The sequence below is a fragment of the Morganella psychrotolerans genome (assembly GCF_965118875.1).
GTDB lineage: Bacteria > Pseudomonadota > Gammaproteobacteria > Enterobacterales > Enterobacteriaceae > Morganella > Morganella psychrotolerans_C.
The window spans coordinates 173,835-197,935 of sequence record NZ_CBCPJD010000002.1 but is presented as its reverse complement, the minus strand read 5'-3'; the positions used below and the strand labels follow the sequence as shown (position 1 = coordinate 197,935).

Genomic DNA, 24,101 nt, shown 5'->3' with positions numbered 1-24,101 from the left:
CGGGAGAACAAAACCTATCCGCGCCATATCATACAATGACGCGGATAACAGAGTGTACAAAAATGAATCAGGCTGAAACAGTAAAGCCCGTCATCATCCCGGTGTCCTCATGCTCCAGCAGATGGCAATGCGCCATATACGGATGTGCATTGGTTGCCGGATGATCAAATTTCACCAGAACTTCGCTGACATCGCCTTCAATACGGACGATATCTTTCCAGCCCTGCCGGTGTGCAGCCGGTTTGCGCCCACCCTCACTTAGGATACGAAAGCGCGTGCCGTGAATATGGAACGGGTGCAGCATCATGTCGCCCACACCGGAAATAACCCAGCGCTCCGTTTGCCCCTGTTTCACATCAAACGCACTCTCTGTCATTGAGAACGGCAGACCATTAATACTGTTAGCATTCATCATGTCAATATTTCCGGAGCCACAGTGACCACCGCCGCTGTTACCGCCACCGCCGTGCATTCCGCGGCTCATACCTTTCATGCCACCACCCATATTGCCATGATTGCTCATATTGCCCATGTTCCCCATGCCGCCATGATTTCCCATACCGGCCATTGCCTGCTGACCATATTTGTCTGTCAGCATCATCATGCCCTGCATATCCAGGCGCATATCCATCATCAGACGGAACTCACGCACCGGCAGGCGGGAGGCATCAATCAGCGCCGGCATTGCCGCCAGAACATCCGGCAGTTTACCGCGCGCAGCATCGAGTGTCGGACGGACAGCCAGCACCGGCAGCGGGTTATCAAACGGAGCGAGCGTCATGCCCATCTGGCGTACCGGCAGAGTGATAATATCAAACGGCTGACCATCAGAGGTATCCACCAGCACTTCAAAACGTTCTCCCATGAGGATCGGTAATTCCTGCACTTTTACCGGTTCACCCAGCAGACCGCCGTCACTCGCCACCACATACAACGGACGCCCGTCGCTGGTGGCTATCCGCAGACTGCGGGCATTGCATCCGTTCAGCAGGCGCAAACGCAGCCAGCCGCGCGGTGCCATATGCTGCGGATACACAGTGCCGTTCGTCAGCATCATGTCGCCGAACCAGCCGACCGCCGCAGACATCACATCGAGCTGATAATCAATTTCGCCGTTTTCTTTCAGGCGCTTATCCTGCAATACAACGGGGATATCATCCACTCCCCACTGATTCGGTAAGCCGGTGGTTGCGGAGTTTTCATCTTCAATCAGTACCAGTCCCGCCAGCCCCATCGCGACCTGATACCCGGTTTTTCCGTGGGTATGCGGATGAAACCAGCAGGTTGCCTCCGGTTGATCCGGGGTAAAATTGACTGTCCGGGTTTTACCCGGCTCAATAATCGCCTGCGGACCGCCATCCTGCTCGCCGCTGATTTCCAGCCCGTGCCAGTGAACCGTGGTGGCTTCCGGTAATTTATTCACAATCTCCACGGTGACCGGTTTGCCGCGTTTCAATTTCAGCGCAGGTCCGAGCAAATCGCCGTTATATCCCCATGTCGGTGTGGTTTTTCCGGCGACAAAAGACATCTGTCCCTGCTGAATGTTCAGGGTAATTTTTTGTGCATTATCAGAGGTTAAAAGTGGAGGTATCCCCAGGGAAGGACGGTTTTCAGCGGCAAAGGCAAACCGGCTCCATGCCGGCAGCATTGTGGCGGCGCCTAAGAATACGCTATATTTCAAAAAATCGCGTCGTTGCATGATATGCTTCCTTTATCATCAATAATGATATGCTATGACAAATTAGTTCTGTTACAGCAAAGACTAAACCCTGACCTAAGGGCAAGGTCAATATAATGCCACGCTGAAAACAAGGGCTTTACACCACTTTAGTCAGACTATTAAATTCACGACAAAACTATTAAAATCTTCACCTAAACTGACAAGCGTTACCGGTACACTACCTTTATGAAAATATTACTTAGTCTTTTTATCAGCTTTGCTTTGTTGCTTTCCCTTCCTGCGAAAGCACTGACGCCGTCACAGGCTGAAGATCTTGCCGGGCTGACTGCTGTTTTTATCTATCTGAAAAATGATTGCGGCTATCAGGATCTGCAGAATTCCCGTATCGAAAAAGCCATTTTATTATTTGCACAAAGTAACCGCTGGGATATGAGCAATTACAACATGAAAGAGATGGCAAAATTGAATAAAGAGAATTATCTCGATATTAAAGAGATCAAGCTCTCAGAAAACTATAAATGCACCGCTCTTGCCCGCGATTCACTCTCACTGCTTGCCTACGTAAAATAATCAGCCTGTCGGTTGCCGGTAAATTGCCCGCAACCGAATCGGTTTAGCTGTAAAAAAAACACCGGATAGCTGATTTCTGCGTGAATCCCCTCGATTATCATTCACTATATTGATATAACCTTTATCCAATTCCCCCCTCTCTGACTGATAACACGCTGTCCGGACATGATAAAAATAGCGCTCATCGATGACCATGTAGTCGTACGGTCAGGTTTTGCCCAACTCCTGACTCTGGAACCGGATATCACGATTGCCGGACAATATGCCAGTGCCAAAGAGGCATGGCCGGAACTGACCCGCCTGAATATTGATGTGGCTATCATGGATATCTCCATGCCTGACGAAAACGGGTTGCAGTTACTGACCCGCCTGCGTGAGCATAATGCGGCTTTCCGCACCATCATTCTGAGTATTTATGACACACCTGCTTTTGTGCAGAGTGCACTGGATGCAGGTGCGGCGGCGTATCTGACCAAACGCTGTGGTCCGGAAGAGCTTGTACAGGCAGTGCGCTCTGTACATAAAGGCGGCTGCTATCTGTGTGCTGATGCAATGCGTGCGCTGCGCCAGTCTCCCCCGGAAAACCGGGCACTGAATGACCTGACGCCGCGTGAGCGTGAAATTTTTGACCTGCTCGTCGGCGGAATGAGTGTAAAAGCCATTGCGGATAAACTGACACTCAGCCACAAAACGGTGCATGTTCACCGCGCCAATGTGCTGGGAAAACTGCACTGTGACAACACCATTGATCTGGTTCATTTTGCCCTGGCGCATCATCTGATCGCGGGACAATAAACCATGAGCCGCAGTGCGCGTCTGCTGTTACAATCTGTCTTTCTGCTGTTTACCTATTCGCTGACCTGGATAGGGCTTTGGATCATCAGTTTTTATCTCAGCCCGGACAGTATGCTGTCCACCTTATTTTTGCCGCAGGGATTACGCCTGGCGCTGATGATCCTGCTGTGGCGTCGATTCTGGCCGGTATTATTGCTGTCTGAATTATTGCTGAGCACCTGGTTATCGCAGGAACAGCTGATGCCGCACACCGCTATTCTGCTCTCCCCGTTACTAAGCCTGCTGACCGCCTTTGCCGTACAGGCTATCTGGTGGCGCTACACACTGTACTGGCAGCGACTGTTACTGCTGCTTGCCGGTGTCGGTATCAACAGTATTCTGCACACAGTCCTGTTCGGTCTGCTTACTCCTCTGAGTGTCAGTCAGGTGTTTCTTACCAGCTTCACCGGCGGCATTCTGCTGACACCTTTTGTGTATCTGATTTATGAATATCTCCATGAACAACACTTCCGCCTGATCCTGGATTATGGCTCACCAGACCCGCAGTTGCGCACATCACTGCTGATGTGGTGTTTTCTTTTCTGTCTGGCGGGTCTGAGCGCACAACTGTTTTTCACCCCGGAGATTGAGCGCCTGCTGGTGCTGCTGGTGTTTATCCCGAATGTATTCATGGCTTACCGCTATGGCTGGCAGGGTGGCGTGCTATCAGCCCTGCTCGGCAGCCTGATTATCACTTTTGCGCGGCAGTTTAACGGCGCATTTGCTGATATTCAGGAATTACAGATGTTTATGAGTACCCAGGCACTGATTGGGATCGGATTGGGGATTGCCATCAGCCGCCAGCAGCAGTTATCACGCAATTTGCAGCGCTACCGGGAACGGCTGGAGCAGGAACTACAGGCACGCCGTGACCTGATGCAGAAGCTTGTTCATACGGAAGAGGATGTCAAAAAAGCGATTGCCCGCGAGTTGCACGACGAAATCGGGCAGAACATTACCGCTATTCAGATCCAATCCATGCTGGTCAAAAAAACAGCGCCTGATCCGCGCAGTTGTCAGGCCGCCGCACAGATAAACGAGCTGGCACAAAAGATTCATCAATCCACCCGCCAGTTACTGCGTGAACTGCGTCCGCCAGTACTGAATGAAATGTCACTCGAAGATGCCCTGCGCCACCTGATTGCGGAGTTTGCCTTCGGGGAAAACGCCATTCAATGTGATTTTCATTATGAGCTGCAACAGGCGCCGGAAAATGAGACGGTTTTGTTTACGCTCTACCGGCTTGTTCAGGAATTGTTAAATAATATCAGCAAGCACGCCGGAGCAACCCATATTCTGATCTCCCTGAAACAAACACGTGACACGATACAGCTTCATGTGAGTGATAACGGCATCGGAATACCTGATAACAAACGCAGCGGCGGCTTTGGCCTGCGCGGCATTGAAGAACGGGTGCAGGCGCTCGGCGGCGACTGGACACTGACCACCAGCGGCGGTACCCGAATTATTGTTAACCTGCCCACATTTTCTGATGAAAATACTGAAAACTAAGACTAATTCCTAGTCATCTACTACCTTATCTCATCCTTTTCATTGACAGATTGATTACATTTCTCATCCTGAGCGGGAGCATCTATGGATAAAACGTATCATTTTTGGCGCAACAAACTGATGTTATCGATGATTATCGGTTACGCCACGTTTTATCTGACCCGAAAAAGCTTCAATTTTGTTATGCCGGTTATGCAGGCCGAGTTATTTCTGGATAAAAGCGACATTGGCTGGATAGCCACTGCGTTTTACCTCAGCTACGGTATCTCAAAGTTTTTGTCCGGGATTTTTCACGACATTACAGGTTACCGCTGGTTTATGGGCGCGGGACTGTTTATGACCGGCGTGCTCAATATTGTATTTGCCTGGTGTCTGTCGTTTCCTGCATTGCTGATTGTCTGGACACTGAACGGCTTTTTTCAGGGATGGGGCTGGCCGCCGTGCGCCCGCATCCTGACACACTGGTATTCGCGCAACGAGCGCGGTTTCTGGTGGGGATTATGGAATATCTCCATCAACCTCGGCGGCATTACCCTGCCGCTGCTGACCGCCTGGCTGGCAACCCGCTACAGTTGGCAGATGGCACTGATTGTGCCGGGGATTATCGGGATGGTGACCGGTCTGTGGCTCTGTACCCGGTTGCACGGCACGCCACAGGAAGAGGGGCTGCCGACAGTCGGACAATGGCGGCATGACCCGTCAGAGTTGCGCCAGGAACAGTTATCGCCGCCGCAGCCGATGCTGACCATTCTGAAAGAGACGATTTTATGTAACCGGATGATTTGGTTACTCGGTTTTTCCTACATTCTCGTTTATCTGATCCGTATGGCGATAAACGACTGGGGAAACCTCTGGTTATCTGAAACACACGGCGCAAATCTGCTGAGTGCAAATGCCATATTGTCACTCTTTGAGTTAGGCGGATTACTCGGTGCGGTCTGCGCGGGATGGGGGTCGGATATTTTGTTCCGTGGTCAGCGGGCACCGATGATCCTACTGTTTTCATTAGGTTTATTTGTTGCTGTCAGCGCTTTATGGTTAATGCCGATTCATCACTACGGGCTGCTGGCAGTATGTTTCTTTAGTATCGGCTTCTTTGTATTCGGGCCGCAAATGTTAATCGGGCTGGCGGCGACAGAATATTGCCATAAAAAAGCCGCCGGCACGGTAACGGGCTACCTCGGTCTGTACGCCTATTTAGGGGCGGCAATGGCGGGGTGGCCGCTCGCTCAGGTCATGGCACATTACGGCTGGCAGGGAATGTTTACCCTGCTGACCAGTGCTGCGGCGCTGACGGGATTACTGCTGATGCCTCTTCTGATTGCTAATGTCAGCAAACGCGAGCATCTGGCAGGCTCTGTTTCACTCTCCGATGACAGAACCCTATAAAAGGAATGAACTGATAATGAAACTTAACACCCTCTCTGCTCTTGTTGCTGCCGGTTTATCGCTGGCGGCTGTGACCACCTCAGCTAACGCCGCCGGTCGTCTGGTTGTTTATTGCAGTGCAACCAATGCGATGTGTGAAGCCGAAACCCAGGCATTCGCCAAAAAATATGATGTCAAAACCACGTTTGTCCGCAACGGTTCCGGCAGTACGCTGGCTAAAATCGAAGCTGAAAAACGTAACCCGCAGGCTGACGTCTGGTACGGCGGTACATTAGATCCGCATTCACAGGCGGGTGAAATGGATCTGCTGGAGCCTTACAAATCCCCGAATTTAGACCAGATCATGCCGCAGTTCCGTGATCCGGCCAAACGCAAAGGTAACTACTCTTCCGCCGTTTATGTCGGGATCCTGGGCTTTGGTGTGAATAAAGATCGTCTGAAAGAGAAAGGTTTGCCGATCCCGACCTGCTGGAAAGATCTGACCAAGCCGGAATACAAAGGTGAAATTCAGATTGCGGACCCACAAAGCTCCGGTACGGCATACACGGCTCTGGCAACCTTTGATCAGTTATGGGGCAATGCACAAGCCTTTGATTACCTGAAAAAACTCAACGGTAATATCTCTCAATACACCAAATCCGGTATTGCCCCGGCGCGTAACGCCGCCCGTGGTGAATCAGCCATTGGTATCGGCTTCCTGCATGACTATTCTCTGGAAGTGGAAAACGGTGCGCCGCTGGAATTAATCGCGCCATGTGAAGGAACCGGTTATGAAATCGGCGGGATCAGTATCCTGAAAAATGCCCGCAACATGGATAACGCCAAACTGTTTACCGATTTCGTGCTCTCCAAAGAAGCACAGGAAATCAGCTGGAAAGAGGGTAAATCTTACCAGATCCTGACCAATACCACGGCTGAATCCTCACCTATGTCACTGAAACTCGCTGACCTGAAACTGATCAATTACGATATGGACAAATACGGCGACGCCGAAGTCCGTAAAAACCTGATCAACAAATGGGTCACTGACGTCAAAATGAGTAAGTAATGCTGTCCGCCGTGCGGTGATCTCCGCACGGCTTTATTAAATTAAATAATAATTATATTGCTCTGATTCATTCAGTCGGCAAATGAAACAAACCGATAGACTTACACCAGTAAGTGATTCGGATTGTGAATGAAGCCAACGCATCTGCAAACTGAATGAGAGCGGGCAAGGGAGATTTCTATGTCTCAGACCCTGACTCTGTCTTCAAAACAGGGACGGGATACCATCTTCTTATGGTTACTGATCGCGTGGCTGGGTTTTGCCCTGCTGCCGTCATGGAGCCTGGATTATGGTTTAACCGACTCCACACAAGATGAAATTTTAGCCGCTTACGGCTGGAACGGACTTAACATCAGCTGGCTCTGGTATCTGCTGCCATCAGTGCTGTTTTTCCGTCCGCTGACACCGGCTACCCGTAACCAGCGGAGCCGGCATTATACCGATATTGCCATTGCAGCACTGACCTTAGTTGCCACTATTCTCAGCGCAATATGGGAAGGTAAAGGTCTGGGTTACTCTTCCATTGTGCTGTTTATTTCACTCGGCATGATAATGACCCTCGCCCTCAAGCGCTTAGAATGGCTGGGTGGCGATCAGTTTGTTATCGGCTCACTGATTGCGGTTGTCGCACTGATTGCACTGTTTATTGTCTTCCCGAGTGTTGCGATTTTCATCCCGATGTTCACAGACAATAACGGGGATTTCGCGCCTTTCGCCTTTGTCGCGATCCTGACACAATCACATATTGTGCAGGTTATCTGGAACTCTGTCATCCTCTCCCTTGCCGTAGGTGCGGGATGTACTTTCTTCGGGCTGATCCTCGCTATTTATACCACCCGAATCGCCAAACGCTCTGCCGTTATCGGTCGTATTTTCTCTATTCTGCCGATTGTCACCCCGCCGTTTATTGTCGGACTGGGTGTGACGCTGATGATGGGACGCTCCGGGTATGTAACCGAATTTCTGGCGACTTACGCCGGGCTTGAAAACACCAACTGGCTGTATGGCTTCACCGGTATCTGGCTGGCACAAGTGCTCGCCTTTACGCCGATGTCCTTTATGATCCTCGACGGCGCTATCAAAACTATTCATCCGTCGCTGGAAGAAGCCTCTTATACCCTGCGCGCCAACCGTTTTCAGACTTTTTTCAACGTCTTTATGCCACTGCTGAAACCGGCGCTGGCGAATGCGTTCCTGATTGTTATCGTGCAATCACTGGCAGACTTCAGTAACCCGCTGGTCCTCGGCGGTAACTTTGATGTGCTCGCCACACAGATCTATTTCTATATCACCGGCTCCCAGCTTGATTATCAGGCAGCAAGTACCCTGGGTGCATCCCTGCTGGTCTTCTCCCTGCTTATCTTCTGCGTGCAGTATATGTGGATTGGCAAGCGTTCTTACGTCACGGTTTCCGGAAAATCCTACCGTGGTGATGTACAACCATTACCGGCGGCGCTGGTCACCTTTGTGACTGTTTTCCTGGCAATCTGGGTGGTCTTCAACCTTGTACTGTACGGCAGCATCTTCTACGGCAGCTTCACTGTAAACTGGGGCGTGGATTACACCTTAACCCTGGATAACTTTGTCAAACTGTTTGGTCAGGGCATGAATGACGGCGCGTGGCCTTCACTGCTCGATACCCTGCTCTACGCCGGTATTGCCGCACCAATCACGGCAGTTCTCGGTCTGCTGATAGCTTACATTGTAGTGCGCCAGGAGTTCCGGGGTAAGAAAACCATCGAATTCACCACCATGCTTTGCTTTGCTGTACCGGGCACCGTGGCAGGGGTTTCTTACATTCTCGCCTTTAATGATTCACCGTTTTATATCACCGGTACTGCCGCTATCGTCATTATCTCCATGACTATGCGTAACGTTCCGGTCGGAATTCGCGCCGGTATCGCCGGTCTGGGGCAGATAGATAAATCGCTGGATGAAGCCTCACTCAGCCTGCGCGCGGGATCAATGCGGACAATTTTTCACATCCTGCTGCCGCTGTTGCGCCCGGCTATTCTCTCAGCACTTATCTACAGCTTTGTCCGTGCAATCACCACGGTCAGCGCCATCGTGTTCCTCGTCACACCGGACACCCGTGTGGCAACCGCTTACATCCTGAACCGGGTGGAAGACGGCGAATACGGCGTGGCGATTGCGTATGGTTCGATCCTTATCGTCGTGATGCTGGCGATTATCTTCCTGTTCGACTTTTTGATTGGCGAAGCCCGTGTTTCACGTTCCAAAGCCAAAAATGCACAGTAATCACGGAGTAACCGACATGACACAACGTAGTTTTGTTGAATTAAAAAATGTGACTAAACGCTTTGGCACCAACACGGTCATCGACGATTTAAGTCTTTCCATTCCGCAAGGCAGCATGGTCACACTGCTCGGCCCGTCCGGCTGCGGAAAAACCACGGTACTGCGCCTGGTAGCAGGTCTGGAAAAACCGACTGAAGGGAAGATGTTTATTGATGGCGAGGATGTAACTGACCGTTCCATCCAGCAGCGTGATATCTGTATGGTGTTTCAGTCTTATGCCCTGTTCCCGCACATGTCCCTCGGGGATAATGTCGGTTACGGGTTGAAGATGCTCGGCCGCCCGAAAGCGGAGATCAAAGAGCGCGTGGAAGAAGCGCTGGAGATGGTGGATCTCGCCGGGTTTGGTGAGCGTTTTGTCGATCAGATCTCCGGCGGACAGCAGCAGCGTGTTGCGCTGGCGCGTGCATTGATCCTCAAACCGAAAGTGCTGTTATTTGATGAACCTCTGAGTAACCTGGATGCAAACCTGCGCCGTAACATGCGGGAAAAAATCCGTGAATTACAGCAGCAGTTTAATATTACCTCTCTTTATGTCACCCATGATCAGAGCGAGGCGTTTGCAGTCTCCGACATGGTTCTGGTGATGAATAAAGGGAAGATCATGCAGCTCGGTTCACCACAGGAGCTGTACCGCCAGCCGGCATCAAAATTTATGGCAAGCTTTATGGGGGATGCCAATATCTTCCCGGCCACATTAAATAATGATGCTGTGGAGATTTTCAATTACCGCCTGCCGCGTCCGCCGCAGTTTGTGACAGATAAAACCAGTGTCACGGTGGGGGTTCGCCCTGAAGCGGTTACCCTGAGTTTACAGGGTGATGAAAGCCAGCGCTGCACAGTAACACACGTTGCTTACATGGGACCGCAGTATGAAGTGACAGTAGACTGGCACGGGCAATCAATGCTGCTGCAAATCAATGCCACTCAATTGCAGCCGTCTGCGGGAGACAATTTATTCCTGCAAATTCATCCGTACGGCATGTTTATACTAGAATAAAAACAATACGTTATGTTAATATTAAAACCGCACCAAAATGGTGCGGTTTTTTTTAGCCACTGCTTACGTTTACTTATTTTTTATAACTGTAACCGGCTGAGAAATTCTCCCGTGCCTGATCCTGTGCCGCGTCAAAGAATGTAGCCACTTCTTCTGCGGTTTGTTTCGGCAGTTTTTTCGCAGCATGCTGAATACGACCCAGTGCTTCTGTCGCATCAGAACGGATTTTATCCGTATTCTGCTGTGTCAGTTTACCAAAGCGTTTTTTCACGTCACCATTCACGATAACAGTATCCACTCCCGATGCGGTGGTCTGTAACACAACAGAGCCTGCCGGATAGCTCGATGGTACAAAGGCTTCTTTCTGAGAAACAATCACGATATCTGCTTTTTTACCTTTGGTAATTGAGCCGATCTCTTTCTCCATCCCCATCGCTTCCGCACTGCCGTGTGTTGCCCAGGTCAGCGCATCACGCACACCTAAACCAATCTTAGTGGTGGTTTTTCCGGTACGGTTTGCTTCAGCCTCACTGTCCATGCAGCGCTGGAATTGCAGACCCAGACGCATCTGAGAGAAAAGATCACCAGAGCCGACACACACGATGTCACTGCTCAGACCCGGTTTAAAACCGTGATCGAGACTGGCACGGAACGGCGGACGTCCCATCCCCATCTGCATTTCGGTTTCCGGCGCGATGGAGACTTTGCCGCCTGTCTCTTTCAGGATCTCCCACTCGCTGTTATCCAGAGAAGTACAGTGGATATGTAAATGCCCCGGTTTCAGTAGGTTATTATGTTGCAGCTCATGCAAGCCTTTGAGCAGGATTGATTTTTCTGCCGCCCCGGTATGAGATGCCACAAAAATTCCCAGTTCATTTGCCAGCTCGATCTCTTTCGCAGTGTCTGCAAACGGAAGCGTCCCGAAGTCACTCAGCAGGACACCCATCTGGTTCAGGGTTTTATTACCGGAGCCATAATATTGCTGATGCATCTGTTTCATCACATCCAGACGCTGCTGATGACTGCGGAAACGGTTTGGACCTTTAAAGTCATACGCCTGCATACCGTAGGCGTAGATGCTGCGTATCCCGGATGCGCGCAGAGATTCAATTGCCGCCGGTGCGTGATCAGGTGAATTCACACAGTCACAGCAGTCGAGAATTGTTGTCACACCGGCATTCAGTGCTTCCACAGAGCCGACTAATGCCGCCATACGAATATCTTCTGCTTCCATCACGGAGCCGATGCCGTAAAACGTGGAGCCAAGAAAGCCCGCCAGTGACATATCTGCGGAGATCCCGCGCAGCAGAGACATCCAGGTGTGGCGGTGACTGTCGATAATCCCCGGCAGAATAATGCCACCATCCGCGTCAATCAGTTCGGCATCCACGTTGGCAAATTTTGAAACCGGACCCACATCAATAATTTTATCGCCATCAACCAGCACTGCGCCGTCTTCAATATCCCCGTATTCCTCATCCATAGTGATGAGATAACCGTTATAAATCAGCTTTTTACGTTTATCTGTTTTAATATAGGCTTTATTTTTATCATCCGCGCCTGTCAATACCGGGTTACCGCCGGCTAACGCTGAGTGACTGCCGATAGCCCCGGCCGCCAGCCCCATAGTCCCAATCCCGGCATTTTTCAGAAAAGATCGTCTTGAGGGATCCTGCGCTTTATCTGTCATTTCGTTATTACTCCGCTTATCGCACTGTTAGTTATCAACGCACAAGTAAGTTTGTACTCACAAGTACACAATGAGAGTCTAACAAGAGTGATTCGTATTCTCCAGTACATATTGTGTTATTTAATACACAGGCAGATACCGCACACAGTTTTCACCATTAAATTTCCTTATACTGACGACTCTGTTTTTTGTATCAATATCAGGGATAAAATGATAATACCGCAGATAATTAACGGATTTATCAGAAGAATATCTATTCTGATTCTGTGCGGGATGTTGAGCGGATGCGGGATATTTTATGGCGCGATGTGCGGCAGTATGGTTCTGTTCACGCCTTCGGAGTCGGTAACAAAAATCCCGGTGCCGGATGCCGTGGTAGCTCAGCCGTATGACCAAACCGTTGAGGTTGCCCCTCACTCCGGGATGATCCCCTTTGATGTCACCGGTAAGCCGGAATGGATGACAGTCACGCTTTTATCAAAAAATAGCGCCGGTGAATGGATACCGCTTATTACAGAAGAAGAGTGGCAGACCAGGGTGATGAAGGCGGATACACCTCCGTTGATCGCCGCCCACTTGCGGGGCACACCGCCTGAACCCGGAAAAGTGCAGATAAATATAAAAGGCATGTCCTACCGCACCATGTGCGGCACCTCTGATCCGGTCTATTCCCTGCGCCTGACGGTCAAAGAATGATCAGGTTACGACTGCTCATCCTGATCCGCCCGGTTGTCGGCCAGTGCCTGGTTGATAATCGCTTTTGCCATCCACTGTGTAATATCGATGACCCCGCCATCATCCATCTTCCAGATATCTTTCATCACCAGAAAGACTTCCGAGCCATAAACCAATGAAAACGCACGGATAACTTTATCCAGCGTATCGTTATCCACCTGATTTTTCAGCGGCTCCACCACATTTGCCAGAATCGCTTTGCGATGCCCTCTGACCAATTTTTTCTCATCATTAACCAGCGATTTGGCAGATGCAGAGCGATCCTGCGCCCATTGCTGTAACGACACATATAGCGCAGCACGTAATGCCCCTTCATGTTTAAACATTTGCGGATACGCGAATGCAAGCAACTGCTCCATGCGGGTTTGTGTCGAAGGGCTCTCCGAACGCCAGGTCAGAATGGGACCGAGGCTGGCATTTACAGTGGCAGAAATCAGGTCACTCTGTGTCGGAAAATAACGGTATGCCGTCGCACGGGAAACACCGGCATCAGCTGCCAGTTCAGACACTGACGGGATAGCGCCCTGCTCAAAAAGGGTCAGAGCCGTGTTAATAAGTAAATTAAATGTCCTTCTCCGGGTGCCCGAATAAGGCACACCATCATCAGTACAGGCCATAACTGATTTATCCTTTAAACATGCTTTCTGTAAGTTTTTGCGTCGCTATCTTACACAACATCCCCGCCTGCAACACCACTGTGACCATTTTTTATTATAAATATGATTTAAAGATAGACAAATTGAGACTAATGTCTCAAAATCAGCCAAACAAAATGATACTACCGTCTCACTTTGGTTATCATGCGTTATCAGACATCAGGTATACCTTTGAGGTTAACAATGACTAACAATAAAGGCGCTATCTATATCGCCACAACGCTTGATACGAAAAGTGATGAAATTTTTTACATCAGCGGGTTAATTCAGCGCACCGGCTTAACCGTACGGACGGTAGATTTAACCACCAAACCCGGTCTGTTAGCACGGGAAGCCGATGTTTGCGCCCGCGATGTTGCAGCATGCCACCCTGATGGTGAAAGTGCTGTGTTTTGCGGCGATCGCGGTCAGGCTATTGCGGCGATGGCTGTCGCATTTGAATGCTTTATTGCAAAACAACATGATATAGCAGCACTTCTCGGTTTAGGCGGATCCGGTGGAACGGCACTGATTACACCAGCAATGCAATCCCTGCCAATCGGCATTCCCAAACTCATGGTTTCCACCATGGCATCCGGCGACATTTCCGGCTATATCGGCGCAAGCGATATTGCCATGCTTTACTCTGTCACTGATGTCTCCGGCCTGAACCGAATTTCACGTAAAGTTCTCCGTAACGCGGCAAATCAAATTGCCGGGGCGGTTTACTTTAGTCAGGAAGAGCAGGTAACTGATAAACCTGCCATAGCACTGACCATGTTTGGTGTCACCACCCCCTGTATTCAGCAGCTCAGTAAAGAGCTGGATACGGATTATGATTGTCTGGTCTTTCACGCCACCGGCAGCGGTGGCAAGGCAATGGAAAAACTGGCGGATGATAAATTATTCGACAGCATTCTGGATCTGACCACGACAGAAGTGTGCGATTACCTTTTCGGCGGCGCTCTTGCCTGCGATGAAGACCGCTTTGGTGCTATTGCCCGTTCGGAAACACCGTATATCGGATCCTGCGGCGCACTTGATATGGTGAATTTCGGCCGCCCGTCCACCGTACCGGAAAAGTACGCAGACCGGCAGTTTTATCACCATAATGCCCAGGTCACACTGATGCGGACCACCCCTGTAGAAAATGCAGAAATGGGACGCTGGATCGCAGAAAAACTCAACCGCTGTAACGGTGACGTCATTTTTATCATTCCTGAAGGTGGCTTTTCCGCACTGGATGCCGAAGGTGCGCCGTTCTGGTCACCACAAGCAGACCGCGCTTTTATTGATGCTTTTGAAACTCATTATAAACAAACAGAAAAACGTATTTTACACAAATGCCCGTATCATATTAATGACCCGGAATTTACCCGATTTGTCATTAACCAACACCAGATACTACGGGCGAAATAAGGAGACACACCATGCCACTTTCCCGTGACGCACTACTTAAAAAATTCAATGATATGATCGCACGCGGTGAGCCGATTATCGGTGGCGGTGCCGGTACAGGGTTGTCCGCAAAATGCGAAGAAGCCGGTGGTATCGATCTTATCGTAATTTATAATTCAGGACGTTACCGTATGGCCGGGCGTGGTTCACTGGCAGGGCTGCTGGCTTACGGCAATGCTAATGAAATCGTGATGGATATGGCAAAGGAAGTCCTCCCGGTGGTAAAACATACCCCTGTTTTAGCCGGGGTAAACGGGACAGATCCATTCTGTCAGTTTGACAAATTTCTTGATGAGATCAAAGCAACCGGTTTTTCCGGAGTACAAAACTTCCCGACGGTCGGGCTGATTGACGGGAAATTCCGTGCCAATCTCGAAGAAACCGGTATGGGTTATGCGCTTGAAGTCGATATGATCCGCAAAGCACATGAAAAAGGGCTGCTCACCACCCCGTATATTTTCAGCCGCGAAGATGCCATAGCCATGACACACGCCGGGGCAGATATTCTGGTTCCGCACATGGGGCTGACGACCGGCGGTAATATTGGTGCCGAAACAGCAACGACTCTGGATGATTGCATTGAAATGATTAATGACTGGACGAAAGCGGCGAAAGCCATCCGTCCGGATGTGATTGTCCTGTGCCACGGCGGCCCCATCGCCACACCGGAAGATGCACAGTATATTTTAGAACACTGTCCTGAATGCCACGGTTTTTACGGAGCCAGCTCGATGGAGCGTTTACCGGCAGAAACAGCACTGAAAGCTACCACAGAAGCCTTTAAAAATATAAAAAGATAAGACGTTATTTTTATCCGGTACACTGGATATTGCCCGACACCAGACGCCTGTAATGTTTATTACAGGCATTTTTATATAAAATATTTTTCATACCGGAGAAGTCAAAAGACCTGATTTTGTATAAAAATCAGGTCTTTCAGATAAATCAATTATGCAGGTTTAGTTACTGCTTTCAGAATATTCACGTTATTAATAATCTGATTTACACCCTGGCTGATACCCGTAACAGCTTTCAGCGGTGATAAACCAACTGCATTACCAATACCACTGCCTAGTATGGCTGCCGCCTGACCAAAATTAGTGTTCAGACCAACTGTTTTATAGGTCATATCAACAACAGATCCAATCGCCTGACCCATAGAAGCACCATAAGATGAAGCCAGTGCAGAAAGAAGCATTAAACCACCGTTTACTTCATTTAATTCTGTTTGTGATAAAGATTTCATTTTTATTTCCCTATATATTAAAATACTTACTATTTATATTACCAGTTAACATGGCAATGTGCTTATTACAATATATCCTGCATTGTAATAATATATATTATTACACACTCCTAAATTAAAAAAAATAAAATCATTACAAAATGGATGTAGATTGTTATTAAACATTAATTTTAAATAGTTATTATATCTTTGCGTTATAATAATCACAAAACTAAGATATTAAAAAAACAGAATGACCATAACTCATTCAGGAATTAAAAAAACCTCCGAATATAATACATTCACTCGGAGCCTTTCCAAAATCATACCAAATAAATATACTGTATTTTTATTTAAAAGCATTCAGGGTAGCGATGAAAAAAGTTAAATTAAAACCTTTTCTCTTAGATTTGATGCTGCGTGCATTACTTACATCATGAAATTAAAAAACCCGGTGTCTACGAAAGATCACCGGGCTTAAATATTAAATCGCAATTAAATATCCAGATTTAATACATAATCGTATTTATGTGATAGCTTACCAAAAAATAAAGGTATTAACCCTTATCTTAAGAACTAAGCTAATTTCTGACCACGAATACTGTTGGCATTCTCAACAATACTGACAACACCCATACCAATACCGGCGGTTGCCAGGATTGGACTTAAACCAACTATCGCACCAATACCACCACCTAATAAAGCACCAGACTGTTTGAAGTTGGTTTTATAACCACCTGCTGCGGTACCAGCATCAACGATCCCGCCGATAGCTGTACCCAATGCAGCACCAATACCACCAAATACCAGGCCCAGACCTAACAGGCCGCCATTGACTTCATTAAGTTCGCTTTTAGTTAATTCTTTCATTGTGATCTCCTTATGAAAATACACGTAAATCAAATCCTTTGACTGTGCGTCACTGTTAACTAATAAGCGCCACACTATGCAATACAAACTGAGAGGTATACTTTCCTTCAGCTGTTCTGAGTATAGTCATAAAATAAGTTGAAATAAATTACCTCAATATTAAAGCTCACATAAATATAATATATAGTTAACACCAGGTAATAAAAAACAGTAAACAGGAATTTAATTCATTGGTATACAAATGAAACTATAACATCACAACCACATGAATAAAAACAAAAACGAACAAGAGCAATGAAAATAAAATGGAAAAATCTTAAATGAAAATAAGTAAGTTTATTTTATTAAAAAAATAAATATGAAGTAAAAATAATAGGATAATTCCCATCACTTAAAAAATGAGTATAAATAACAGGAATAAAAAAAGACCTGATTAAATTTAAAATTTAATATCAGATCTTTCTTATAAGAAATGTAATATCAGTAATCAGATAAATCAAAAATTAATTCTGACTGTTCCTGATAACAATCATATTACTGATATGACGACTAGCGGCGTTTCTGTGCTTTAATGCTGTTCGCATTATTTACGATACTGACAACACCCTGGCCAATGCCGGCTGTTGCTAAAGTAGGGCTTAAGCCAACCGCAGCACCAATACCACCACCTAACATTGCGCCAGATGCTTTAAAGTTAGTTTGGTAACCACCAGCGGCACAACCTGCATCAACAATCCCGCCGATCACTGTACCCATAACTGCACCGATGCTACCGATTGCAGCGCCTAAAATCAGGCCGCCGGAAACATTACTAACTTCATTCATATTTAATTCTTTCATTGTATTTCCTTATCATATTTAGCAGAGAGATATCCGTAATAAAACAGAAAGAGTGTTTACCTGAAGAAATAAATAACCAACTTTGCTTCAGAAATCGCCATTATACATAAAACAAAAAAATCATCATGAATAAGGAAATATTCAGCACTAATAGCTTATTAACAGAAAGTAAGGTAAACAAAATTACTATATTATCATTTATTTTTTAGCGATAAGTACGTACCACATGAATACAATATGTATTATGAATGATATTAAAATTAAAAATCCGCTTCAGGAAGAAGCGGATTTATAATAAACCCATAATATTATCACCCACTTTATTCCGAATAACAGCGTTACTCCGAATCAGCGGGATAACATATTATAAATTACAGGCCTTTCTGTGCTTTGATGCTTTTTGCATTACCAACAATGCTGGTCACGCCAAAACCGATACCTGCTGTTGCTAAGATTGGGCTCAGGCCTACAGCAGCACCGATACCACCACCTAACATTGCGCCAGACTGTTTAAAGTTAGTGGTATAACCACCCGCTTTACAACCTGCATCAACGATCCCGCCGATAGCTGTGCCCATAACTGCACCAATACCACCGAATACCAGACCCAGACCTAACAGGCCGCCATTTACATCATTGGTTTGTTGAGTAGTTAATTCTTTCATTTTTTATTCCTTTATTTTCCGTTCGGAAATGTTGTCCCTAACCAGTTACCCGTCATTCCGGGGCTGGCATACATTACTGCAAGCTAATATACTCACTGTAACGGATGCGGAGTATACACCCTTGGCTTGTAATAAAAAGTCTCGTTATGTATTTTTATTAAAAATTAACATTAATCTTAATTAATGTTTTCACTTAACATGAAAGCATCATGTTCATATTAATCCTGTTTTTAAAAGCATTCATACGTATAAGTAAAGTAGCCATAACTTAGCCAGTTAAAATTATCACCACATAAAAACAATACCGTATAAAACACACTAAACAATGAGAATGGAAGACAAAATATATTATTTATCCTGATACGATAATTCTGATAATACTAATTATTAATGCCTTTACTCTGTTCCTTTCCTGTAAATACGTATATTTTCGGATACGATAAAACGTTCCTGATGATTAAAATAATCACATCACAGGATTGAACACTTCAGTAATTTTATTTACTCACCTCCTGATTAAGGATTGGAGTCCATATTGTTCCGGCAGGAAGCTCTCGATAACAGAAAAATGAAATGGCGGGGAAAAGCAATGCTTTTACCTGGTATTCCGCTTTGGATAATTACGGCTGGTTGCTCAGCCTTTTTATTCATTTTTCTTCTTTTTATTATTTTCGGATCCTACACCCGTCAGGTGGTTGCGACCGGAGAAGTTACCACTTACCCACGTGCTGTTACTATCTACGCGAATGTTCAGGGCTTTGTCACAAAACAGTATGTCCGTGAAGGCCAGCATATTAAAAAAGGCGAACCGGTTTATGTCATTGATGTAAGTAAAGCAACCTCCAGCGGGGTTGTAAATGAGAACCAGCGCCGTGAGATTGAAAATCAGTTACAGCGTATAGACACTATTATCGCCCGGCTGGAAGATAATAAACGTGCAACGCTGGATGCCCTGGAGAAACAGAAAAACCTTTATGTCGACGCATTCCGGCGTTCGACCGGCATCGTTAAACGTGCCGAAGAAGGGATTTCGATAATGAAGCAGAATATGGAAAACTATCGCGGTTACCAGGAAAAAGGACTGATTAACAAAGATCAGTTGCTTAACCAGGTAGTGACTTATTATTCTCAGCAAAACAGTCTGTTAGGTCTCAGCGGACAAAATGAACAAAATGCGCTGCAAATTACCTCTCTGGAAAGTCAGATCTACACTCAGGCGGCTGAATTTGATAACCGGATTTATCAGATGGAGTTACAGCGCTACGAGTTACAAAAAGAGTTAGTTAATACCGATGTCGGCGGTGAAATTATCGTCCGTGCCCTGACAGACGGGCGCGTTGACTCACTGGGTGTGACTGTCGGGCAGATGGTCAACCCGGGTGACACACTGCTGCAAATTCTTCCTGAGAATATTACCCAATACTGGCTGGTCCTCTGGGTTCCCAATGATGCACTCCCATATCTGAATATCGGCGATGCCGTCAATATCCGCTATGAAGCGTTTCCGGCTGAAAAATTCGGTCAGTTCGCTGCCGTAATTGAAGTTATCTCCAAAACACCGGCATCACAACAAGAGATGATGACTTATGCAGGTGCACCGAAAAATAACCAAGTTCAGTCAATACCTTACTATAAAGTCATTGTGCGCCCGGAAAAACAGATGATTGCTTATGACGGCCGCGAACTGAGCCTGCAAAACGGAATGAAAGCCAACACTTCTCTCTTCCTGGAAAAACGGAAGATTTATCAATGGATGGTGTCACCGTTCTATGACATGAAACAAAGTGCTTCCGGTCCGGTAGAGTTTGCGAATGAAAATCCACTGTCCGGCGTAGTTCAGGAAACACAAAAATTAACCAGCCTGTCAGCGGTACAACCCGCACTCAGTCTGTCTGAACCTGTTAATCCGGAGTATTTATCTCAGGATACGGTACCGGAAAATAACACGGGATCACCACCGGAAACCGGCGGGCCGTCACTGGGTGCTTTCGGCACACCACCATCATCGTCGTCAGCCCACGGAATGGGAGCGGATAAAACATGACACAACGGGCACTAATCTCCGGCCTGCCTGTTGACCGGGAGGCTTCATGAGCCGTTTGTCAATCAAAGGCATCATTGAAAAGCTCGACATTAATATTCGTCAGCGCATTCCGGTTATTCACCAGACTGAATCTTCCGAGTGCGGGCTTGCCAGTCTGGCAATGATTTCCGCGCATTACGGTAAAAGTATCGACCTTATTTCTCTGCGCCAGCAGTTTAACCTGTCAGCCCGTGGTGCAACACTGGCCGGGCTGACGGGTATTGCCTCTGAGCTGGGTATGACGACCCGCGCATTGTCACTGGATATGGAAGATCTGCCGAACCTGCGTCTGCCGTGTATCTTACACTGGGATTTCAACCACTTCCTGGTGCTGGTAAAAATAAAAGGCAACCGTTTTGTCCTGCACGACCCGGCATACGGCCGCCGCGTAGTCGGGATGGAAGAGATGTCCCGCAACTTTACCGGGGTTGCGCTGGAAGCCTGGCCCGGCAGTACCTTTACCAAGCAGGAAGTGGTTAAAAAACTGAGCCTGCGCAAGCTTATCGGGAATATTCACGGGCTGAAAAAAGCGCTGCTGAAAATCTTTGCTTTCTCTGTGGTGATTGAGGCCATCGGGCTGATTATGCCGATAGGTACCCAGTTGGTAATGGACCATGCAATACCTGCCGGGGATAAAGGGCTGTTGTCATTGATAGCCATCGGTCTGCTCTTCTTTATTCTGCTGCGCGCCGCCGTCAGTATGTGCCGGGCCTGGGCAACCCTGATCATGGAAACGCTGATTAATGTTCAGTGGCAATCAGGGCTGTTCACCCACATGCTGCGCCTGCCGCTCGGCTATTTTGAGCGAAGAAAGCTCGGGGATATTCAGTCCCGTTTTGCTTCCCTTGATGCTCTGCGATCAACCTTTACCACCAGTGTGGTCGGGGCGATCATGGACGGCATCATGCTGATCGGCGTGTTTATCATGATGATCCTCTACGGCGGACATCTGACCTGGATTGTTCTTGCATTTACCACGGCATACATTGCATTGCGTCTGGCAACCTATGGTTATTACCGCCAGCTCTCGGAAGAGTCCCTGATAAAAGAAGCGCGTGCCGGCTCTTATTTTATGGAGTCCCTCTACGGCATCACCACAGTGAAAACCCAGGGGATGAGTGAGCGCCGGGGTAATCACTGGCTGAATCTGAAAGTAGATTCTATCAATACCGGTATCCGCCTGACAAAAATGAACCTGCTGTTCGGCGGGGTAAATACCTTTATTATGGCGTGCGACCAGATAGCTATCTTATTGGTTGGTGCCAGTCTGGTTATTGATAACGAGATGACTATCGGTATGTTTGTCGCGTTTGGTGCTTACCGCGAGCAATTCTCGGACAGAGCTGCATCTGTTATTGAATTTCTGTTGCAACTGCGGATGATGAGCCTGCACAACGAGCGTATTTCAGATATCGCCCTGAATGAGCCGGAAAATAAAAAACCGGATATCCCGTATGAGCCGCAGATGAAAGCAGCCGGGCTGGAAACCAAAGATCTGGCTTACAGTTACGACAGCCAGTCACCACCGATTTTTCACAATATTAATATCTCGGTAAAACCCGGAGAGAGTGTTGCTATTGTTGGTACATCCGGTTCAGGGAAAACAACACTGATGAAAGTTCTGTGCGGGCTGTTTGAGCCGACAGAGGGCAAGGTCTTCCTTGATAACATTGATATCCGTCAGCTCGGTGTAAATAACTATCATAAAATGATCGCCTGCGTTATGCAGGATGACAAACTGTTCTCCGGCTCCATCCGTGAAAACATCTGCGGTTTTACCGAAAACCCGGATGAACCGCTGATGATAGCCTGCGCACAGGCAGCCTTCATTCATGATGTTATCACGCAGATGCCGATGGGCTATGAAACGCTGATAGGTGAGCTGGGCGAAGGTCTGTCCGGCGGGCAAAAACAGCGGGTATTTATCGCCCGCGCCCTGTACCGCAAGCCGCGTATTCTGTTTATGGATGAAGCCACGAGTGCGCTGGATAAAGACAGTGAATCCTATGTTAACCAGGCTATCCGCCAGTTGCCGATAACCCGCCTGATTATTGCTCACCGCGAGTCGACCATTGAGTCGGCAGACCGGATAATTAATCTGAGTCAGCCTCCTGAGTGAATGAATAAATAAATGTATACCCAACGTCATTCAGGATGCAGGCAGGCGGCAAGCTGAGAGCAGCCAACGAACCTGCAGTTTGAATGAATAAGGGTATATAAATCCCGCCGCCCTCTGACGGCGGGATTTTCTATCTGTATACCGGCAGCAGATTAAAACCCGACAATATATGAACTACCGCGTTAAGTACCCCGAAGCTCAGAATAAGCCAAATCATCGCCTCTCCGCCCCAGACCCGGAACTGCGGGCTGCCGAAACGTTTACGTGATTCACGGGCAAGTAATGCAGGCACAATAGCCGCCCAGACTGTGGCCGCAAGACCGGCAAAACCAATGGCATAAATGAAACCATCCGGGTAAATCAGTCCGCCCAGCATTGGCGGAATAAAGGTTACCCCGGCTGTTTTCAGTCGCCCGGATTTGCTGTCGTCAAATTTAAATAAGTCTGCCAGATAATCAAACAGCCCCAATGTCACCCCGAGGAACGAACTGGCAACGGCAAAGTTTGAGAATACAATCAGCAGAAGCTCCAGTCCGCGGCTGTGCAGCACACCACTCAGCGCCTGAACAAGAACATCAATATTTCCGCCTTTTTCCGCAATCGGAATAAAATCCGGCCGCGGAATATTTCCCATCGTACCGAGCATCCAGATGATATAAAGCACCAGCGCCATCAGTGTGCCGATAGTCAGACACCGGCGGATCTTACCCGGATCTTTGCCGTAATATTTCATCAGGCTCGGCACATTGCCGTGGAAACCAAAAGACGCCAGACAAAACGGTAATGTAAACAGAACATAAGGCAGATAAGAAGCATCCGGCTGGGCGACATTCAGTAATACGGCCGGTTTGACATTCCACAGCAGGCCGCCGAATGTCATAAAAAAGGTCAGAATTTTCGCTCCCAGCACAATGGTCGTCATCCGGCTGACCGCTTTTGTGCTCAGCCAGACAATAAACGCCACCACCAGCGCAAATAAGAATCCGCCCATCCGTCCGGGCAGATGAATACCCATTTGAGCGAATGTATGCCCCAGAATAGATCCGCTGGCCGAAATATAGGCATAAGTCAGAATATAAAGAACAAAGGCTATCGTTATTCCGTTAATTATATTCCAGCCATTTCCCAGAAGATCACGGGTAATGGTGTCAAAACTGGAACCTACGCGGTAATTAAGATTAGCCTCTAAAATCATTAACCCTGAATGCAGCATACAAAACCAGGTGAATACCAGCGCCACAACCGACCAGAAAAACCATGCGCCGGACATTACCACCGGCAGGGAAAACATTCCCGCTCCGATGATAGTTCCGCCGATAATCATTGCTCCGCCAAATACCGACGGTGAAACAAAAGACGCAGGAACAGTAGCCATAAGAGTACCTCTGGTGGCTTAACATTATGATTATTTTTGAATTCAGGAGGATGCCG

The 24,101-nt window shown here is 47.7% G+C and carries 19 protein-coding genes and 1 pseudogene; 12 read left to right on the top strand and 8 right to left on the bottom strand.

Annotated features, from left to right (window positions below):
• Positions 1 to 67: 67 nt before the first annotated feature.
• Positions 68 to 1,699, bottom strand: coding sequence for a multicopper oxidase CueO (gene cueO / locus ACMHKJ_RS04375; protein WP_413492284.1), 1,632 nt, complete (start codon positions 1,697 to 1,699; stop codon positions 68 to 70).
• 207 nt (positions 1,700 to 1,906) lie between these two features.
• On the opposite strand from cueO, the gene ACMHKJ_RS04370 reads away from it, so the two are divergent.
• The 7 genes from ACMHKJ_RS04370 to fbpC all read left to right on the top strand — a co-directional run bounded on the left by ACMHKJ_RS04370 (position 1,907) and on the right by fbpC (position 10,350).
• On the top strand, positions 1,907 to 2,251 hold the full coding sequence (locus tag ACMHKJ_RS04370; protein WP_413492283.1) for a YacC family pilotin-like protein: 345 nt from the start codon (positions 1,907 to 1,909) through the stop codon (positions 2,249 to 2,251).
• Between the two features lie 165 nt (positions 2,252 to 2,416).
• Complete coding sequence (locus ACMHKJ_RS04365) at positions 2,417 to 3,046, top strand: response regulator (protein WP_413492282.1); 630 nt, start codon at positions 2,417 to 2,419, stop codon at positions 3,044 to 3,046.
• Between the two features lie 3 nt (positions 3,047 to 3,049).
• On the top strand, positions 3,050 to 4,597 hold the full coding sequence (locus ACMHKJ_RS04360) for an MASE1 domain-containing sensor histidine kinase (RefSeq protein WP_413492281.1): 1,548 nt from the start codon (positions 3,050 to 3,052) through the stop codon (positions 4,595 to 4,597).
• Positions 4,598 to 4,681: 84 nt separating this feature from the next.
• Positions 4,682 to 5,986 carry an MFS transporter family glucose-6-phosphate receptor UhpC gene (gene uhpC / locus ACMHKJ_RS04355; RefSeq protein ID WP_413492280.1) on the top strand — a complete coding sequence of 435 codons (1,305 nt, stop codon included), beginning with the start codon at positions 4,682 to 4,684 and terminating at the stop codon, positions 5,984 to 5,986.
• 16 nt (positions 5,987 to 6,002) lie between these two features.
• Complete coding sequence (locus ACMHKJ_RS04350) at positions 6,003 to 7,034, top strand: ABC transporter substrate-binding protein (RefSeq protein WP_413492279.1); 1,032 nt, start codon at positions 6,003 to 6,005, stop codon at positions 7,032 to 7,034.
• Between the two features lie 180 nt (positions 7,035 to 7,214).
• A complete protein-coding gene (locus tag ACMHKJ_RS04345; protein ID WP_413492278.1) occupies positions 7,215 to 9,293 on the top strand; it encodes an ABC transporter permease in 2,079 nt (692 codons plus the stop codon).
• 16 nt (positions 9,294 to 9,309) lie between these two features.
• Positions 9,310 to 10,350, top strand: a complete 1,041-nt coding sequence (gene fbpC / locus ACMHKJ_RS04340) for a ferric ABC transporter ATP-binding protein (RefSeq protein WP_413492277.1) — start codon at positions 9,310 to 9,312, stop codon at positions 10,348 to 10,350.
• A 73-nt stretch (positions 10,351 to 10,423) separates the two neighbouring features.
• On the opposite strand, the gene ACMHKJ_RS04335 is transcribed toward fbpC, so the two are convergent.
• Positions 10,424 to 12,040 carry an amidohydrolase family protein gene (locus ACMHKJ_RS04335; RefSeq protein ID WP_413492275.1) on the bottom strand — a complete coding sequence of 539 codons (1,617 nt, stop codon included), beginning with the start codon at positions 12,038 to 12,040 and terminating at the stop codon, positions 10,424 to 10,426.
• Between the two features lie 210 nt (positions 12,041 to 12,250).
• Here ACMHKJ_RS04335 and ACMHKJ_RS04330 point away from each other — a divergent pair, with 210 nt between their 5' ends.
• Positions 12,251 to 12,736, top strand: coding sequence for a hypothetical protein (locus ACMHKJ_RS04330; RefSeq protein ID WP_413492274.1), 486 nt, complete (start codon positions 12,251 to 12,253; stop codon positions 12,734 to 12,736).
• Between the two features lie 5 nt (positions 12,737 to 12,741).
• Here ACMHKJ_RS04330 and ACMHKJ_RS04325 read toward each other — a convergent pair whose 3' ends face one another.
• A complete protein-coding gene (locus ACMHKJ_RS04325; RefSeq protein WP_413492273.1) occupies positions 12,742 to 13,392 on the bottom strand; it encodes a TetR/AcrR family transcriptional regulator in 651 nt (216 codons plus the stop codon).
• A 222-nt stretch (positions 13,393 to 13,614) separates the two neighbouring features.
• Between ACMHKJ_RS04325 and ACMHKJ_RS04320 the strand changes: the two genes are divergently transcribed.
• Positions 13,615 to 14,829 (top strand): Tm-1-like ATP-binding domain-containing protein, encoded by a 1,215-nt coding sequence (locus ACMHKJ_RS04320; protein ID WP_413492272.1) that lies wholly within the window; start codon positions 13,615 to 13,617, stop codon positions 14,827 to 14,829.
• A gap of 11 nt (positions 14,830 to 14,840) precedes the next feature.
• Entirely contained in the window at positions 14,841 to 15,668 is an 828-nt protein-coding gene (locus tag ACMHKJ_RS04315) for a phosphoenolpyruvate hydrolase family protein (RefSeq protein WP_413492271.1), read from the top strand.
• A gap of 149 nt (positions 15,669 to 15,817) precedes the next feature.
• Here ACMHKJ_RS04315 and ACMHKJ_RS04310 read toward each other — a convergent pair whose 3' ends face one another.
• The 4 genes from ACMHKJ_RS04310 to ACMHKJ_RS04295 all read right to left on the bottom strand — a co-directional run bounded on the left by ACMHKJ_RS04310 (position 15,818) and on the right by ACMHKJ_RS04295 (position 18,468).
• On the bottom strand, positions 15,818 to 16,114 hold the full coding sequence (locus tag ACMHKJ_RS04310; protein WP_413492270.1) for a hypothetical protein: 297 nt from the start codon (positions 16,112 to 16,114) through the stop codon (positions 15,818 to 15,820).
• A 555-nt stretch (positions 16,115 to 16,669) separates the two neighbouring features.
• On the bottom strand, positions 16,670 to 16,963 hold the full coding sequence (locus tag ACMHKJ_RS04305) for a class IIb bacteriocin, lactobin A/cerein 7B family (RefSeq protein WP_413492269.1): 294 nt from the start codon (positions 16,961 to 16,963) through the stop codon (positions 16,670 to 16,672).
• A 549-nt stretch (positions 16,964 to 17,512) separates the two neighbouring features.
• Positions 17,513 to 17,803, bottom strand: a complete 291-nt coding sequence (locus ACMHKJ_RS04300) for a class IIb bacteriocin, lactobin A/cerein 7B family (protein ID WP_413492268.1) — start codon at positions 17,801 to 17,803, stop codon at positions 17,513 to 17,515.
• Between the two features lie 371 nt (positions 17,804 to 18,174).
• A complete protein-coding gene (locus ACMHKJ_RS04295; protein ID WP_067367890.1) occupies positions 18,175 to 18,468 on the bottom strand; it encodes a hypothetical protein in 294 nt (97 codons plus the stop codon).
• 535 nt (positions 18,469 to 19,003) lie between these two features.
• On the opposite strand from ACMHKJ_RS04295, the pseudogene ACMHKJ_RS04290 reads away from it, so the two are divergent.
• A pseudogene (locus tag ACMHKJ_RS04290) lies at positions 19,004 to 20,269 on the top strand (HlyD family secretion protein); the annotation flags it as partial.
• Positions 20,270 to 20,558: 289 nt separating this feature from the next.
• Entirely contained in the window at positions 20,559 to 22,670 is a 2,112-nt protein-coding gene (locus tag ACMHKJ_RS04285) for a peptidase domain-containing ABC transporter (RefSeq protein ID WP_413492267.1), read from the top strand.
• Positions 22,671 to 22,800: 130 nt separating this feature from the next.
• Here the strand turns inward: ACMHKJ_RS04285 and mtr are convergent, their stop codons facing one another.
• Complete coding sequence (gene mtr / locus ACMHKJ_RS04280; RefSeq protein ID WP_413492266.1) at positions 22,801 to 24,045, bottom strand: tryptophan permease; 1,245 nt, start codon at positions 24,043 to 24,045, stop codon at positions 22,801 to 22,803.
• Between the last annotated feature and the right edge of the window lie 56 nt (positions 24,046 to 24,101).